Source organism: Promicromonospora sp. Populi (genome assembly GCF_041081105.1).
Taxonomy (GTDB): domain Bacteria; phylum Actinomycetota; class Actinomycetes; order Actinomycetales; family Cellulomonadaceae; genus Promicromonospora.
The window spans coordinates 3841887-3855353 of the sequence record NZ_CP163528.1 but is presented as its reverse complement, the minus strand read 5'-3'; the positions used below and the strand labels follow the sequence as shown (position 1 = coordinate 3855353).

The 13467-nt window shown below is 72.5% G+C and carries 15 protein-coding genes; 11 read left to right on the top strand and 4 right to left on the bottom strand.

What is annotated here, in order from left to right; genetic code table 11:
• The first annotated feature begins 45 nt into the window (after nucleotides 1-45).
• The 9 genes from hemE to AB1046_RS17390 all read left to right on the top strand — a co-directional run bounded on the left by hemE (nucleotide 46) and on the right by AB1046_RS17390 (nucleotide 8275).
• Nucleotides 46-1131, top strand: a complete 1086-nt coding sequence (hemE, locus tag AB1046_RS17430) for a uroporphyrinogen decarboxylase (protein WP_369370558.1) — start codon at nucleotides 46-48, stop codon at nucleotides 1129-1131.
• 25 nt (nucleotides 1132-1156) lie between these two features.
• Nucleotides 1157-2743: an NAD(P)/FAD-dependent oxidoreductase gene (locus AB1046_RS17425; protein ID WP_369370557.1), complete on the top strand. Its 1587-nt coding sequence runs from the start codon at nucleotides 1157-1159 to the stop codon at nucleotides 2741-2743.
• A gap of 134 nt (nucleotides 2744-2877) precedes the next feature.
• A complete protein-coding gene (hemC, locus tag AB1046_RS17420) occupies nucleotides 2878-3891 on the top strand; it encodes a hydroxymethylbilane synthase (protein WP_369375750.1) in 1014 nt (337 codons plus the stop codon).
• Complete coding sequence (locus AB1046_RS17415; protein ID WP_369370556.1) at nucleotides 3888-4718, top strand: uroporphyrinogen-III synthase; 831 nt, start codon at nucleotides 3888-3890, stop codon at nucleotides 4716-4718. Before hemC ends, AB1046_RS17415 begins: the two co-directional genes overlap by 4 nt.
• The gene (gene hemB, locus AB1046_RS17410) at nucleotides 4709-5716 is read left to right on the top strand and encodes a porphobilinogen synthase (protein WP_369375748.1); all 1008 of its coding nucleotides are present in this window, start codon (nucleotides 4709-4711) and stop codon (nucleotides 5714-5716) included. Before AB1046_RS17415 ends, hemB begins: the two co-directional genes overlap by 10 nt.
• A complete protein-coding gene (gene hemL / locus AB1046_RS17405; protein WP_369370555.1) occupies nucleotides 5713-7089 on the top strand; it encodes a glutamate-1-semialdehyde 2,1-aminomutase in 1377 nt (458 codons plus the stop codon). Before hemB ends, hemL begins: the two co-directional genes overlap by 4 nt.
• A gap of 113 nt (nucleotides 7090-7202) precedes the next feature.
• On the top strand, nucleotides 7203-7502 hold the full coding sequence (locus AB1046_RS17400; protein ID WP_369370554.1) for a hypothetical protein: 300 nt from the start codon (nucleotides 7203-7205) through the stop codon (nucleotides 7500-7502).
• A 70-nt stretch (nucleotides 7503-7572) separates the two neighbouring features.
• Nucleotides 7573-7929, top strand: a complete 357-nt coding sequence (locus tag AB1046_RS17395) for a metal-sensitive transcriptional regulator (RefSeq protein ID WP_369370553.1) — start codon at nucleotides 7573-7575, stop codon at nucleotides 7927-7929.
• A 37-nt stretch (nucleotides 7930-7966) separates the two neighbouring features.
• Nucleotides 7967-8275, top strand: coding sequence for a heavy-metal-associated domain-containing protein (locus AB1046_RS17390; protein WP_369370552.1), 309 nt, complete (start codon nucleotides 7967-7969; stop codon nucleotides 8273-8275).
• A gap of 95 nt (nucleotides 8276-8370) precedes the next feature.
• Here the strand turns inward: AB1046_RS17390 and AB1046_RS17385 are convergent, their stop codons facing one another.
• From AB1046_RS17385 to AB1046_RS17370, 4 genes are read right to left on the bottom strand one after another with little or no spacing between them, the layout of a single operon-like run.
• Nucleotides 8371-9174, bottom strand: a complete 804-nt coding sequence (locus tag AB1046_RS17385) for an ABC transporter permease (RefSeq protein ID WP_369370551.1) — start codon at nucleotides 9172-9174, stop codon at nucleotides 8371-8373.
• On the bottom strand, nucleotides 9171-10019 hold the full coding sequence (locus AB1046_RS17380; RefSeq protein ID WP_369370550.1) for an ABC transporter ATP-binding protein: 849 nt from the start codon (nucleotides 10017-10019) through the stop codon (nucleotides 9171-9173). Before AB1046_RS17380 ends, AB1046_RS17385 begins: the two co-directional genes overlap by 4 nt.
• On the bottom strand, nucleotides 10016-10318 hold the full coding sequence (locus AB1046_RS17375; protein WP_369370549.1) for a transcriptional regulator: 303 nt from the start codon (nucleotides 10316-10318) through the stop codon (nucleotides 10016-10018). The genes AB1046_RS17380 and AB1046_RS17375 overlap by 4 nt, the downstream gene beginning before the upstream one ends.
• Nucleotides 10311-11009, bottom strand: a complete 699-nt coding sequence (locus AB1046_RS17370; protein WP_369370548.1) for a hypothetical protein — start codon at nucleotides 11007-11009, stop codon at nucleotides 10311-10313. The genes AB1046_RS17375 and AB1046_RS17370 overlap by 8 nt, the downstream gene beginning before the upstream one ends.
• Before the next feature lie 118 nt (nucleotides 11010-11127).
• On the opposite strand from AB1046_RS17370, the gene AB1046_RS17365 reads away from it, so the two are divergent.
• The gene (locus AB1046_RS17365; protein ID WP_369370547.1) at nucleotides 11128-12636 is read left to right on the top strand and encodes a S10 family peptidase; all 1509 of its coding nucleotides are present in this window, start codon (nucleotides 11128-11130) and stop codon (nucleotides 12634-12636) included.
• A 33-nt stretch (nucleotides 12637-12669) separates the two neighbouring features.
• Entirely contained in the window at nucleotides 12670-13449 is a 780-nt protein-coding gene (locus AB1046_RS17360; protein ID WP_369370546.1) for a CPBP family intramembrane glutamic endopeptidase, read from the top strand.
• Nucleotides 13450-13467 lie beyond the last annotated feature (18 nt).

The following is a 13467-nucleotide window of genomic DNA, read 5'->3' as shown; positions in this document are numbered from 1 at the left end:
CCCCAACTTTATGCACCCCGGCCCGGCAGGGCAGAATCGGTAAGCGTGAAGTCCACCACGATCACCCCTGCTCATCCGCTCGCCGACGGGCGGACCTCTGCCGCACCCCTGGTGCAGGCCCTGAGGGGTGAACGTCCTGCCCGCACGCCTGTCTGGTTCATGCGCCAGGCCGGCCGCTCCCTGCCCGAGTACCGCGAGGTACGCAAGGGCACCGGGATGCTGGAGGCCTGCCTGCGGCCCGATCTTGCGGCCGAGATCACCCTCCAGCCCGTCCGGCGGCACGGGGTCGACGCCGCCGTCTTCTTCTCCGACATCGTGGTGCCGCTCAAGCTGGCCGGGGTCGGCGTCGACATCGCGGCCGGCGTGGGTCCCGTGATGGACCAGCCGTACCGCACCGCCGACGACGTCGCCCGGCTCACGTCCCGCACCCTGGACTCCGCTGCTCTCGACCCGATCCGGGAGGCCGTTGCCCTGACGGTCGCGGAGCTGGGGTCCACGCCGCTCGTCGGGTTCGGCGGGGCGCCGTTCACGCTCGCCGCGTACCTCGTGGAGGGCCGGCCGTCGCGCGACCACCTGGCCGCACGCACCCTGATGCACGCCGACCCCGCGACGTGGGACGCGCTCGTGACGTGGACCGCGGACCTCACCGGGGCGTTCCTCCGGGCGCAGGTCGAGGCGGGAGCGAGCGCGGTGCAGCTGTTCGACTCCTGGGCCGGGTCGCTCTCGCTCGCGGACTACACGTCGCGGGTAGCGCCGTCGTCGACCCGGGCCCTGGCCCACGTCGCGGACGCCGGCGTGCCCGCCATCCACTTCGGTACCGGCACCGGGCACCTGCTGCCCGCCATGCGCTCGGTCCTGGTCTCCGCGGGCCTGGTGGACCACGCGGTGGGCATCGACTACCGGACGCCGCTCGACGAGGCCGCGGAGCTGCTGCCCGGCGTCCCCCTGCAGGGGAACATCGACCCCGCGCTGCTGGCCGCGCCGTGGGACGTGCTGGAGGCGCACGTGCGGGACGTGGTCTCCCGCGGGCTGGCGGCGCCGGGTCACGTGGTGAACCTCGGCCACGGTGTGCCGCCGGAGACCGACCCGACGGTGCTCACGCGCGTGGTCGAGCTGGTGCACTCGTTGTGACGTCTGCAGCCGACGGCGGCCTCCCGTGCCCGTGAGCGAGGACGCCGAGGCGACCGACGCCGTTGTGGTCGGGGCCGGGATCGGCGGGCTCGTCGCGGCGCACACGCTCGCGGCGCGCGGGTTGCGCGTCGTCGTGCTGGAGGCGGCCGACCGGGCCGGCGGGCCGATCCAGGGCGGTGCGTTCGGATCGCTGCCGGACGTTCCCGTGGACCTGGGCGCGGAGTCGTTCGCGGTGCGCGGCGGCGTCGTCGAACAGCTGGCCGAGGAGCTCGGGCTGACCGTCGAGGCGCCCGCCGGGCTGACCGCCTGGGGCTGGGCGGCAGGGCGCGGGTTCCCGCTGCCCGCCGCCGGGGTGCTGGGCATCCCCTCGCGGCCGTGGGCGGCGGACGTGCGGCGCGCGATCGGCTGGCCGGGTGTGCTGCGCGGCTCGCTGGACCGGCTGCTGCCGGCGCGGTTCGTCGACACGGCCAACCTCGGGACGTTCGCCCGGTCGCGGCTCGGGTCCCGGGTGGCGGACCGGCTGGTCACGCCGGTCGCGGCCGGGGTGCACTCGGCGCCGCTCGACCGGCTCGACGTCGCCGCCGTCGCGCCCGGGCTGCTCGACGCGTACACGCGGACCGGCTCGCTGTCGCGGGCCGTGGCGTCGCTCCGGGCGGCGGCGCCCGCTGGTTCGGCGGTGCGCGGGATCGACGGCGGGGTCCACGCGCTGGTGGACGCACTGGTGGAACGGCTAGACGTCCGGCTGGGGACGCGGGTAGTCGGCGTCGAGCGCGAGGTTGGTGATGCCGGCTGGCTGGTGCGCATCGACGACGGCCGCGTCCTGCGCGCGCCGCGGCTGGTGCTCGCCACCCGCACCGAGTTCGGTCCTTTGCTGGGCGCTGATGCCCAGATCGGTCGGTTGCACCGAGATCGGTCCATCAACCGACCGATCTCGGTGCAACCGACCGATCTCGACGTAGTGGGCGCGCAAGAGACCGAACTCGCGCCCGCGCCGTCCCCGGGCCTGGCGCCGCCGCCTGCTCCCGAGCGCGGCGCGGACATCCGCCTGGTCACGCTGCTCCTGGAGGCGCCCGAGCTGGACGCGGCGCCGCGCGGCTCGGGGATGCTCGTGGCCCCGGGCGCGGCGCGGGGCGATGTGCGCACGACGTCGGGCAACGTACGCGCGACGTCTGGACATGTACGCACGGTGCCGGACGGCGTACGCGCCAAGGCACTGACCCACGCGACCGCCAAGTGGCCGTGGCTAGCCCGGCGGGTGCGCGCCGCCGTCGGGCCGGGATGGCACGTGGTGCGACTGAGTTACGGCCGCGTCGGCGAGCCGACGCCGGAGCCCACCGCCGAGGAGGCCGCCCGCGACGCGTCGGCGCTGCTGGGCATCGACCTGACCGGCCGCGTGCGGGACAGCCTGCACCAGCGCTGGGACGGGGCCCTGCCTCCGCCGACGCCGGCCTACCGGGCCGCGATCCAGCAGTTCGAGGCGGCCGTCCTGGCCGAACCGGGCCTCGACGTCACGGGCGGCTGGATCGCGGGCACGGGCCTCGCTGCGATCGTCGGCCACGCCCGGCGCACGGCGGCACGGCTCGGGGAGCCCGGTACTGCGGCAACGTTCTGACAGCCCGCCAGCAACCCTGTGAGATCCGTCCACCGGCGCTTTATGGTTTCCTCCCGGCGGGGGTTCGGGTGGAGACTGGGTTGGTGACCCCGACCCCCCTGTCCGTCAGCACCCCCGGAAACCCGGGCGCCACCGTGCCGATCCGGCTCGGCACGCGTGCGAGCGCCCTCGCCACCACCCAGAGCGGTCTGGTGGCCAGGCGCCTGGAGGAGCTGACCGGTCGGCCGGTCGAGCTGGTGCACATCAAGACCGAGGGCGACGTGAGGACGGGAAGCCTCGCGACCCTCGGCGGCACGGGTGTCTTCGTGACGGCTTTGCGCGAGGCGCTGCTCGACGGCCGCTGCGACGTCGCCGTCCACTCCCTGAAAGACCTACCGACCGCCCCCGCGCCCGGCCTCACCTTCGTGACGCCCGAGCGTGAGGACCCGCGCGACGCCCTGTGCGCCCGCGACGGGCTCACCCTGGCGACGCTCCCGCACGGCGGACAGGTCGGCACCGGGTCGCCCCGACGGGCAGCCCAGATCCGCGCCGCCCGGCCGGACCTGGACGTCGTCGACATCCGAGGCAACGTCGGCACCCGGCTCAACCGGGCACTCGGCCCCGACGCCGACCTCGACGCCGTTGTGCTCGCCTACGCGGGCCTCGCGCGCCTGGGCCGCACCGAGGTGATCAGCGAGACGCTCGCCGTCGACGTTGTTTCCCCGGCACCCGGGCAGGGCGCGCTCGCCGTGGAGGTGCGCACGGCCGACATCGTGTCCGACGGCGGCAGCGCCGCTCGCGTGCCCGAGCTGGCCGAGGCGATCCATCTGCTGGACCACCGGCCGACCCGCCTCGCGGTCCTCGCCGAGCGCTCCGTGCTGGCCCGGCTGGAGGCCGGCTGCGCCGCCCCGGTCGGTGCGTTTGCCACGTTGCGCCCTGGAGCTGTCAAAGGGGCCGGCGCCGTCCTCTCGCTGCGCGCCGTGGTGGCCGCCGTGGACGGTTCGGAACAGATGTCGCGCAGCGCGGAGGCGCTGCTCTCCCCGGACGTCGCCCCCGAGGTGCTCGACGCCGCCGCCCGCGCGCTGGGCGCCTCGGTCGCCGAGCACCTGCTGGCCGACGGCGCAGAGCGGCTCGCCCCGCTGAGCGCGACGGTCCCGGAGAAGGCGTGACCGAGCAGGTCCCCCCTGCGGCCGGGACCTCCGGAACGAACGAAGCTCCCGGAACCGCCGGGCGACCCGACATACTCGTCGCCCGCGACCCGGAGCGGGCCGCCGGACTCCTCGCGCTGCTCCGCGAGCGCGGCCTCGACCCGGTCGCCGCACCGGTCATCGAGCGGGCGCCCGTCGAGGACCCGGCGGAGCTCGACGCCGCCCGCGACCGCCTCGCCGTCGGCGCGTACGCCTGGGTGGCGCTCACCAGCGTGAACGCCGTTGACGCCCTGCTCGGGGCCGGTCAGGACGCCCCCGTCGCCTCGGCCCGGTGGGCCGCCGTCGGACCGGCGACGCAGCGCGCACTGACCGAGCGCGGTGTCGCCGTGGACCTGGTCGCTGCCGTCGCGACCGGCGCCGGGCTCGCCGAGGCGTTCCCCGCCGCGCCAGGCGTCCCCACGACGGGCGCCGACCGCGACACCGCGCCCCGGGTACTGCTCCCGCTCGGGAACCTCGCTTCCGGCACGCTGCGCGCCGGCCTCGAAGCCAAGGGGTGGGTCGTCGACGTCGTCACGGCCTACCGGACGGTCGCCCGCGAGCTGCCCCCGGAGCTCCGGCGGTTGTACGACGTCGTGGTGGTCGCCTCCGGCTCGGCCGCCCGCCAGGTCGCGGCCCAGCTGGGCCCGCAGCGCGTTGTGGCCATCGGGGAGCCGTCGGCCGGCACAGCACGAGCCGTCGGGCACACCGTGCTGGCAATCGCCGAGAATCCGACGGACGCGGCCCTGGCCGACGCCGTCACCACTGCCTTGGTTGTGCACGACCAACTAGATCGAGAGGTATCACAGTGAGCTCCAGCGGGATCGTCTACCGACCGCGTCGGCTGCGCGCCACACCTGGCATGCGCCGCCTGGTCGCCGAGACCCGGCTGCACCCGGCCGACCTGGTGCAGCCGCTCTTCGTCAAGGAAGGGCTGGCCGAGCCCGCGCCGCTGACGAGCATGCCCGGGCAGGTGCAGCACACCGAGGAGTCGCTGGTCGAGGCGGTACGGGCCGCGAAGGACGCGGGGCTGGGCGGCGTCATGCTGTTCGGCATCCCGACGGTCAAGGACGGATCAGGTTCGCAGGCCGACGCCACGGACGGGATCCTGCAGCGGGCGCTGCGAGCCTCCCGCGCCGTGCTCGACGAGGGGCTCGCGCCGGGCGCCCCGACTCCGGTGCTGATGGCCGACACGTGCCTGGACGAGTTCACCGATCACGGGCACTGCGGCGTGCTGACGTCCACAGGGGCTGTGGACAACGACGCGACCCTCGCCCGATACGCCTCCATGGCGGTGGCGCAGGCGAGAGCGGGCGCGGACGTGATCTCGCCGTCGGGCATGATGGATGGCCAGGTAGCGATGATCCGCGACGCCCTGGACGACGCCGACCTCATCGACACGAGCATCCTGGCCTACAGCGCGAAGTATGCGAGCGCGTACTTCGGCCCGTTCCGGGAGGCCGTCGACTCGGAGCTCAAGGGCGACCGCAAGACCTACCAGATGGACTTCGCCAACGGCCGGGAAGGACTCCGCGAGGCCGACCTGGACCTCGCCGAGGGCGCCGACATGGTGATGGTGAAGCCCGCAGGTTCCTACCTGGACGTGCTGCGCGCCGTCGCCGACCGGAGCGACGTGCCGGTGGCCGCGTACCAGGTCTCGGGCGAGTACGCGATGATCGAGGCGGCCGGCGCGAACGGCTGGATCGACCGGGACCGGGCCGTCCTGGAGTCGGTGACGAGCATCAAGCGGGCGGGCGCGGACGTGATCCTGACGTACTGGGCCCTGGAGATTGCGGAGTGGATCAAGTGACCGAACCGGTACCCGTCGAGGCCCAGGCCCTGCGCCGTGCTCCGGAAGCGAACCACGCGGCGTTCCTGCGCGCGCAGCGCGCGATCCCGGGCGGGGTGAACTCGCCGGTCCGCGCGTACGGGAGCGTGGGCGGCGACCCGCGGTTCCTCGCCTCGGCGCGCGGCCCGTACGTCACCGACGTGGCGGGGCGCGAGTACGTGGACCTGGTCTGCTCGTGGGGTCCGGCGCTGCTGGGCCATGCGCACCCCGACGTCGTCGCAGCCGTGCAGGAGGCCGCCGGCCGTGGCCTGTCGTTCGGCGCGCCGACCCTCGGCGAGGTCGACCTCGCGGAGGAGATCCGACGCCGGGTGCCGGCCGCCGAGCGTGTCCGCCTGGTGTCCACCGGCACCGAGGCGACGATGACGGCGATCCGCCTGGCGCGCGGGTTCACCGGCCGGCCGCTGATCATCAAGTTCGCCGGCTGCTACCACGGGCACGTGGACGCGCTGCTGGCCGAGGCCGGTTCGGGTGTGGCCACGCTCGCGCTGCCGGGTTCGGCGGGCGTCACCGAGGCCGCCGCGGCCGAGACCCTGGTGCTGCCCTACAACGACCTCGCGGCCGTCGAGACGGCGTTCGCGCAGCGTGGCTCCGAGATCGCCGCGGTCATCACCGAGGCGGCGCCCGCGAACATGGGCGTGGTGCCGCCAGCCGAGGGCTTCAACGAGGGCCTGCGGCGGATCACGGCGGCGCACGGCGCGCTGTTTGTCCTGGACGAGGTGCTCACAGGTTTCCGCGTGGGCCCGGCCGGCTGGTGGGGGCTGGAGAACGACGCCATCCGGGCCGCCGGCGGCGAGGGCTACACGCCCGACCTGTTCACGTTCGGCAAGGTCATCGGCGGCGGAATGCCGGTGGCGGCGCTCGGCGGCGCGGCGTCGATCATGGACTACCTGGCGCCGCTGGGGCCCGTGTACCAGGCGGGCACGCTTTCCGGTAACCCCGTGGCGGTCGCCTCGGGCCTGACCACGCTGCAGCTGGCCGACGACGCCGTGTACTCCCGGGTGAACGAGGTCTCGCGGGTGCTCTCCAGCGCCGTCGGGGAGGCCCTGACCGCGGCGGGCGTGGAGCACCGCGTGCAGCACGCGGGGTCGCTGTTCTCGGTGTTCTTCGGCCCGCTGGCTGCCGTGACCGGCGTGCACGACTACGCGCAGGCCAAGGCGCAGGAGACCTTCCGGTACACCGCCCTGTTCCACACGATGCTGGAGGCTGGGGTCAACCTGCCGCCGTCGGTCTTCGAGGCCTGGTTCGTCTCCGCCGCGCACGACGACGCCGCGGTGTCCCGGATCCTCGACGCGCTCCCGGACGCGGCGCGCTCGGCCGCCGCGGCAAGGCCGTAGCGCACGCCTGACCACGGGGAGTTCTACCCAGCCACGGCGGGCCGTGCATCTGTCACACTCTGGTCGCCGCGCGCACGGTGTGCGTGGTCAGAGACGAGGGAAAGAACAAGAACATGGTCTTTTTCGGCTGGGGTAGCAAGAGCAAGACGGCGCCGCTCGACGCGGGGCGGGCCCTGGTGCTGCAGTACTCGTACTTCCACCTGTTCTGGTTCCTGCGGCTGTCGTGGGGCCTGAAGTACAGCCTGGCGACCGCCACGGAGGCCGGCTGGGCGACGCGGCCGCTGTCGGACGACGAGGCCATGCACCTCGACGCCCCCAACCGGCTGACGCTGAACCTGTGGTGGCGCTACGGCTTCCTGCTGTTCGCGGCGCTGGCCGTGGTCTCGATCGTCATCGGGAACCTGACGCGCTGACGGGCCGGGCAGGCGGGCCGGTGGCCTCGACACTTGACTCACTACCCCCGAGGGGTATCTGATGGGACGCATGACCAAGGCGACTGAGACCACCGAGGCGGCCCAGGTCGCTGACGGGCAGCATGACCACCACGCGCACGACGGAGCCCACGGCTACGCGTCCGACAAACCGGGCTATCTGAAACGGATGCGCCGCATCGAGGGGCAGGTACGCGGTATTGCCCGGATGATCGACGAGGACGAGTACTGCATCGACGTGCTCACCCAGGTCAGCGCCGTGACCAAGGCACTGCAGGCCGTGAGCCTGGCGCTCGTCGAGGATCACCTGGGGCACTGCGTGGTCGACGCCGCAAAGGCGTCGGACGACGAGGGCGCCGCCAAGGTGAAGGAAGCGTCCGAGGCGATCGCACGCCTCGTCCGGATGTGATCGTTTGAAGGCCAAACCCGTGAACCGAGGAGATGACATGACCACCGTGACGAAGCTCGCCGTGACCGGTATGACCTGCGGGCACTGCGTGTCCGCCGTGACCAACGAGCTACGGAGCGTGCCCGACGTCCAGGACGTGAGCATCGAGCTGCACGCCGGTGAGACCTCGCTGGTGCGTGTGATCTCCAAGCTGCCGCTCGCCGAGGCACCCCTGCGCGACGCCGTGGACGAGGCCGGCTACGACGTGACCGACATCGAGGTGCTCGAGAACGCCGTCGCAGCCGAGTCTGCTGCCCAGGCCCCGGCCCGCCAGGCGAACCGCATGCTCCCGATAGTCCAGTCCTGACTGGACGGTCAAAAACATTCGACCCCTGCACACTGCACACGACACGCCGAGGCTGTCGTGCAGTGTGCAGGGGTCGAATGTTTGACAGGCCACGGTCAGCGGAAGCGGCGGCCCTCGTCGTTGCGGTAGGAGAGCACCGACAGGACCGCGAACAGGATTGTCCAGGCGGCCAGGACCGGGATCGCCAGGGCGTAGGCCTCCACGCCCGTGGTGGCCTGGACCAGCAGGTCACGGCCGGCGCGAGTGGGGGTGGCCTGCGAGATCGCGTCCAGCCAGCCCGGGAACATCTGGGGCGGCAGGAACAGCCCGCCCGCGAACGCCAGCGGGAACAGGATGATCTGCACCACGGGCAGCGCGGCCTTGGCCGACAGCGCGTACCCGATGGCCATGCCGAGCAGCACGAACGGCACCGACACCGCGAGGATCGTCCCGATCCCTGCGAGGAGCTGGCCTGGGGTCACGGTGGCCGCCGTGAACAGCCAGCCGATGAGGATCAGCGGCAGCACGCCGAACAGCGAGAAGATCCCGCCGTTCAGCACCCGCCCCACCATCTGCGGCCCGGGTCCGGTGGGCATCGAGCGCAGGAACGGGTAGAACGGCAGCTGCCGGTCCTCGGCCACGCCCAGGCCGTAGGTGAACAGGCTGGCCGAGCACACGGCGAACAGCCCGAGGGCGGCGACGGCGGTGGTGGCGAACTCGGGGTTGCCCGCGACCGCCCGCTGCGGCACGACGAAGAAGAACATGGACAGCGCCGGGAAGAGCACGTTCCCGATGACCGCGATGGGGATCCGGACGGTCTCCAGGAACTGGTACTTGAGGTGCAGCCAGGACAGCGTCAGGAACGGCTGGGTCCGGGCCTGCGGCTGGGTCTGCGGCTTGGTCTGGGTCGTCGCGCTCATCGCACGGCTCCTTCCGAGGTCTCGCGGTTGACGAGCTGTCCGAACGCCTCTTCGAGGGACGCGCCCCGGATCTCCAGGTCGCGGAACTCGACGCCGGACGCGACGAGGTCGCGCACAAAGGCGTCCGAGTCGGGGACGAGGTGCTCCTGCCGGACACCCTCGGCGTCAGTCAGCTGCACACGGCGCACGCCGACGCGGCTGAGGATGGTGTCGAGCGAGGCGTCGGCGAGCACGAGCCCGTGGTCGATCACGACCACCCGCTCGGCCAGCGCCTGGACCTCCTCCAGGTAGTGCGAGGTGAGCAGCACCGTGCCGCCGTCGGCGTGGTACGCGCGGATGGCGTCCCACAGCGCGGCGCGGCCGGACACGTCGAGGCCCGTGGTGGGCTCGTCGAGCAGCACCACCCGCGGCCGGCCCACGAGCGACATCGCGACGGCCAACCGCCGCTTCTGCCCGCCGGACAGGGAGCCGGTCTGGCGCTTGCCCAGCTCGGCGAGGCCGAACTGCTCCAGCAGCTCGTCGGTCGGCACCGCGTCGGGGTAGTGGCCGCCCACGAAGTCGACCACCTCACGCACCCGCAGCGTCGCGGGCAGCCCCGTCTCCTGCGGGGTCAGGCCGAGCACGGTGCGCGTCCGGGCGTCCCGCGGGTCGCCCCCGTTCAGCCGCACCACCCCGGCGTCGGGCCGACGCTGGCCGCTGACCAGCGACAGCAGCGTGGACTTGCCGGCCCCGTTGGGGCCGAGCAGACCCACGAGCTCGCCGTGCCCCACCTCCAGCGAGACGTTGTCGAGGGCCACCACGTCGCCGAAGCGTCTGGTCACCCCGCTGACCTCCACCGCACTCATGTCTGGGCTCCGTTCAACAGTTCCATCAGTGCCGCCTGGTAGTCCGCGAACGCGGTGCGGCCGGTATCGGTGAGGGCCAGGTACGTGGCCGGCATGCGGCCCTCGTGCGTCTTGGTGACGCGCACGTACCCGGCGTCCTCGAGCTTGCGTACGTGCGTCGAGAGGTTTCCGGCGGTCATGTCGAGCAGCTTGCGCAGCTTGGGGAACGCCACCTCGTCGCCGCGGCCCATCGCGGCGAGCGAGGCGACGACGCGCAGGCGCGCGGGCGCATGGATGACGGGGTCGAGCTCCTCAGGCATCCGGCCCACCACCGTGCGCCCGCGCGGCTGGACCGGACGATCGTCGTCGGGAGCGAAGCACCTGCTCCACCGCGGCCATGACGAGGAATCCGCCGCCGCCCGCCGCGGCCATCACGAGGTAGGTGTTCGGCATGCCCGCGAACGCGGCGAGCACGGCGGTGATCAGCATCCAGCCGCCGACGGCGGACATCTGGTAGGCGTCGAACAGCAGGCCGCCGGCGATGTACATCAGGCCGACGATCAGGCTGGCGAACCCGTTGGCGGCGACCGCCATCACCTGAGGCGACGCACCGGCGTCGGCCATGGCGCCCAGCATGACGCCGAAGGCCATGAACGCGAGGAACCAGGTCCACCCGTAGACGGCGCCGATCCGAGCGCTCTTGCCGCGGGTGCCGGAGGTCCGCGTGATGCTGTGCACGATCGTGAACGTCATGGCTCCGACGAGGCACCCGGCGAACACCCAGCCGGACCAGCCCTCGGCGATGCCGGCGTCGCGGGCGCTGACCCACATCGCCAGGTACCCGATGAGCCAGGCGATCCCCCAGACGCCGAACAGCAGGCGGCCGTCAGGTTCGACGGCGTCCCGGGTCGCCTCCTGCTGCTCCCGGATCAGGCGCAGCGTCTCAGCAGGGCTGAGCCCTGCGGGCTCGCTCGGTTCCACAGGTCTGTCCGACGTCGGGTCGCTCGCCATGGTGGGTGCCTCGCCTCTCAAACTGGTTTGCAATACAAACTAGTTTGCCGGTACTGAAGGTCCCGGCGCAACCCCTTTTATCTGGGGCTCCAGGCACCGGTCGCGATAGGTTCCGGACGTGACCGACGAGAAGAACACCAGCACCGACCAGCCCGAGGCCACAGCTCCGGCGCCCGGCGCCCGGACCCCCGCGAAGAAGCCCGAGCCCGTCGACGACCTCGTCACCACCCACCACACGCTGCACACCCCGGACGGCGACCTGGCGTACACCGCTACGACCGGCCGGATCGTGCTGCGCCAGGAGGTCGTCAAGGACGAGAAGTACGACGGTCGCAAGGTCAAGGCCGAGGTCTCGATCACGTACTACACGCTGGACGAGGCGGACGTGACGCAGCGCCCGGTGACGTTCTCGTTCAACGGGGGCCCGGGTGCCGCCAGCGTGTTCCTGCACCTCGGCCTGCTGGGCCCGCGGCTCGTCGACACCGGAGACGTCGGGAACCTGACCCCGCCGCCGTACGGGCTGGTCGACAACCCCGAGACCCTCCTGCGGGTGTCCGACCTCGTGTTCATCGATCCGGTCTCCACCGGTTTCTCGCGCGCAGCGGAGGGCGAGCAGGCCACGCCGTTCCACGGGTTCACGGGCGACATCGAGTCCGTCGGCGAGGTCATCCGCCTGTGGACGAGCCGCAACGACCGGTGGATGAGCCCCAAGTTCCTCATCGGCGAGTCCTACGGGGGCACGCGCGGCGCGGCCCTGGCCCAGTATCTGCAGGCCCGGTTCGGCATGTTCCTCAACGGCGTGATGCTCGTCGCCCCGGCGCTCAACATGGAGACGCTCTACGAGTCCGAGCTCTCCACGCTGCCGGACCCGTTGTTCCTGCCGGTCTACGCCGCCACCGCGCACTACCACGGGCTGCACGGCGAGCGGTCGCTGGACGACGTCGTCGGCGAGGCCCGCGCGTACACCGACACGTACCGGGCCGCGCTGGCCCGCGGCAACCGCCTCACCGGCGAGGAACGGGCCGAGGTGGTCGCGACGGTCGCCCGCCTGTCCGGCCTGGACGAGGACTACGTCGACCGCGCCAACCTGCGGCTGGAGCACACCCGGGTGTACGCCGAGCTGCTGCGTAGCAGGCGCCTCGTGACCGGCCGGCTGGACACCCGGTTCACCGGGCCGGCCGACAACTACATCCGGGAGCAGATGCCGTACGACCCGTTCATGAACGCGACCACGGGCCCGTACTCGGCGGCGCTGCAGCACTATGTGCGCGGCGAGCTGGGGTACGGGCACGACGCCGTCTACGAGACGCTGTCGGCGGCCGTGCACCCGTGGTCGTACAAGGAGTTCGAGGGCAAGGCCATCGACGTCGCCGACCGGCTGTCCGAGGCGATGATCACCAACGAGCACCTGGAGGTCTACGTCGCACTGGGCCGCTACGACGGCGGATGCCCGGTCGAGGCGACCGAGTACAGCCTGGACCAGATGCAGGTGCCGGCGTCGTACCGGGAGCGGATCGAGACCCGCGTCTACCCGGCGGGCCACATGATGTACATCCACCGGGAGTCGCGGCTGGCCCAGTCCGCGGACCTGACGGCGTTCGTCCTGCGGGCCTCCCGCCGCGGCTGAGCCCCGCCCAGCAGGGGCTGCTATAACGGGGCCGTGCCTACCAAGCGTCGCGTCGCCGCCGAGATCTGGATAGTGCTCGGGCTCAGCCTGGGCCAGTCAGCGGTGTACGCACTCGTCAACATCGTCGCCCGCCTCACCGCGGACACGCCACTCGCCGAGCAGACCGCCACGCTCAACGCGAGCCAGTCCGAACGCCCGTACCTCGATCTTGTCTACCAGCTGCTGAGCATCGGGTTCGCACTGGTCCCGGTGGCCCTGGCCCTGTACCTGCTCAGCGGGCCCGGCCGCAGCGCCGTCCGCAGTCTCGGCCTGGACCGGAGCCGTCCGGGCCGGGACATCGGCTGGGGGTTCGCGCTGGCCGCCGCCATCGGGATCCCGGGCCTCGCGTTCTACGTGCTCGGCCGCGCGCTCGGCATCACCGTCGAGGTCCAGGCGAGCGCCCTGGACACGTACTGGTGGACCATCCCGGTGCTGCTGCTCAGCGCGTTCCAGAACGGCCTGCTGGAGGAGGTCATCGCCGTCGGCTACCTGTACGAGCGCACGCGGGACCTCGGCTGGAACCGCGTGAAGTTCATCGTCGCCAGCTCGCTCCTGCGCGGGTCGTACCACCTGTACCAGGGCATCGGGCCGTTCCTCGGCAACGTGGTGATGGGCGTCGTCTTCTCGTGGTTCTACACCTCGCCCAGGTTCCAGACCGCGGGCCGACGGCGCATCGTGCCCCTCGTCGTCGCGCACACCCTGCTCGACGTGGTGGCCTTCGTGGGTTACGCCCTCGTGCCCGCCGAGTGGCGCGAGGCCCTCGGTATCCGCTGAGAACCCGCGGGTCCAAAC

Excerpts from the sequence above, each read along its gene's own strand:
- AB1046_RS17400 (WP_369370554.1), top strand. The coding sequence starts at position 7,203 with ATGGTCTTTTTCGGCTGGGGTAGCAAGAGCAAGACGGCGCCGCTCGAC.
- AB1046_RS17395 (WP_369370553.1), top strand. The coding sequence starts at position 7,573 with ATGACCAAGGCGACTGAGACCACCGAGGCGGCCCAGGTCGCTGACGGG.
- AB1046_RS17390 (WP_369370552.1), top strand. The coding sequence starts at position 7,967 with ATGACCACCGTGACGAAGCTCGCCGTGACCGGTATGACCTGCGGGCAC.
- AB1046_RS17385 (WP_369370551.1), bottom strand. The coding sequence starts at position 9,174 with ATGAGCGCGACGACCCAGACCAAGCCGCAGACCCAGCCGCAGGCCCGG.
- AB1046_RS17380 (WP_369370550.1), bottom strand. The coding sequence starts at position 10,019 with ATGAGTGCGGTGGAGGTCAGCGGGGTGACCAGACGCTTCGGCGACGTG.
- AB1046_RS17375 (WP_369370549.1), bottom strand. The coding sequence starts at position 10,318 with ATGCCTGAGGAGCTCGACCCCGTCATCCATGCGCCCGCGCGCCTGCGC.
- AB1046_RS17370 (WP_369370548.1), bottom strand. The coding sequence starts at position 11,009 with ATGGCGAGCGACCCGACGTCGGACAGACCTGTGGAACCGAGCGAGCCC.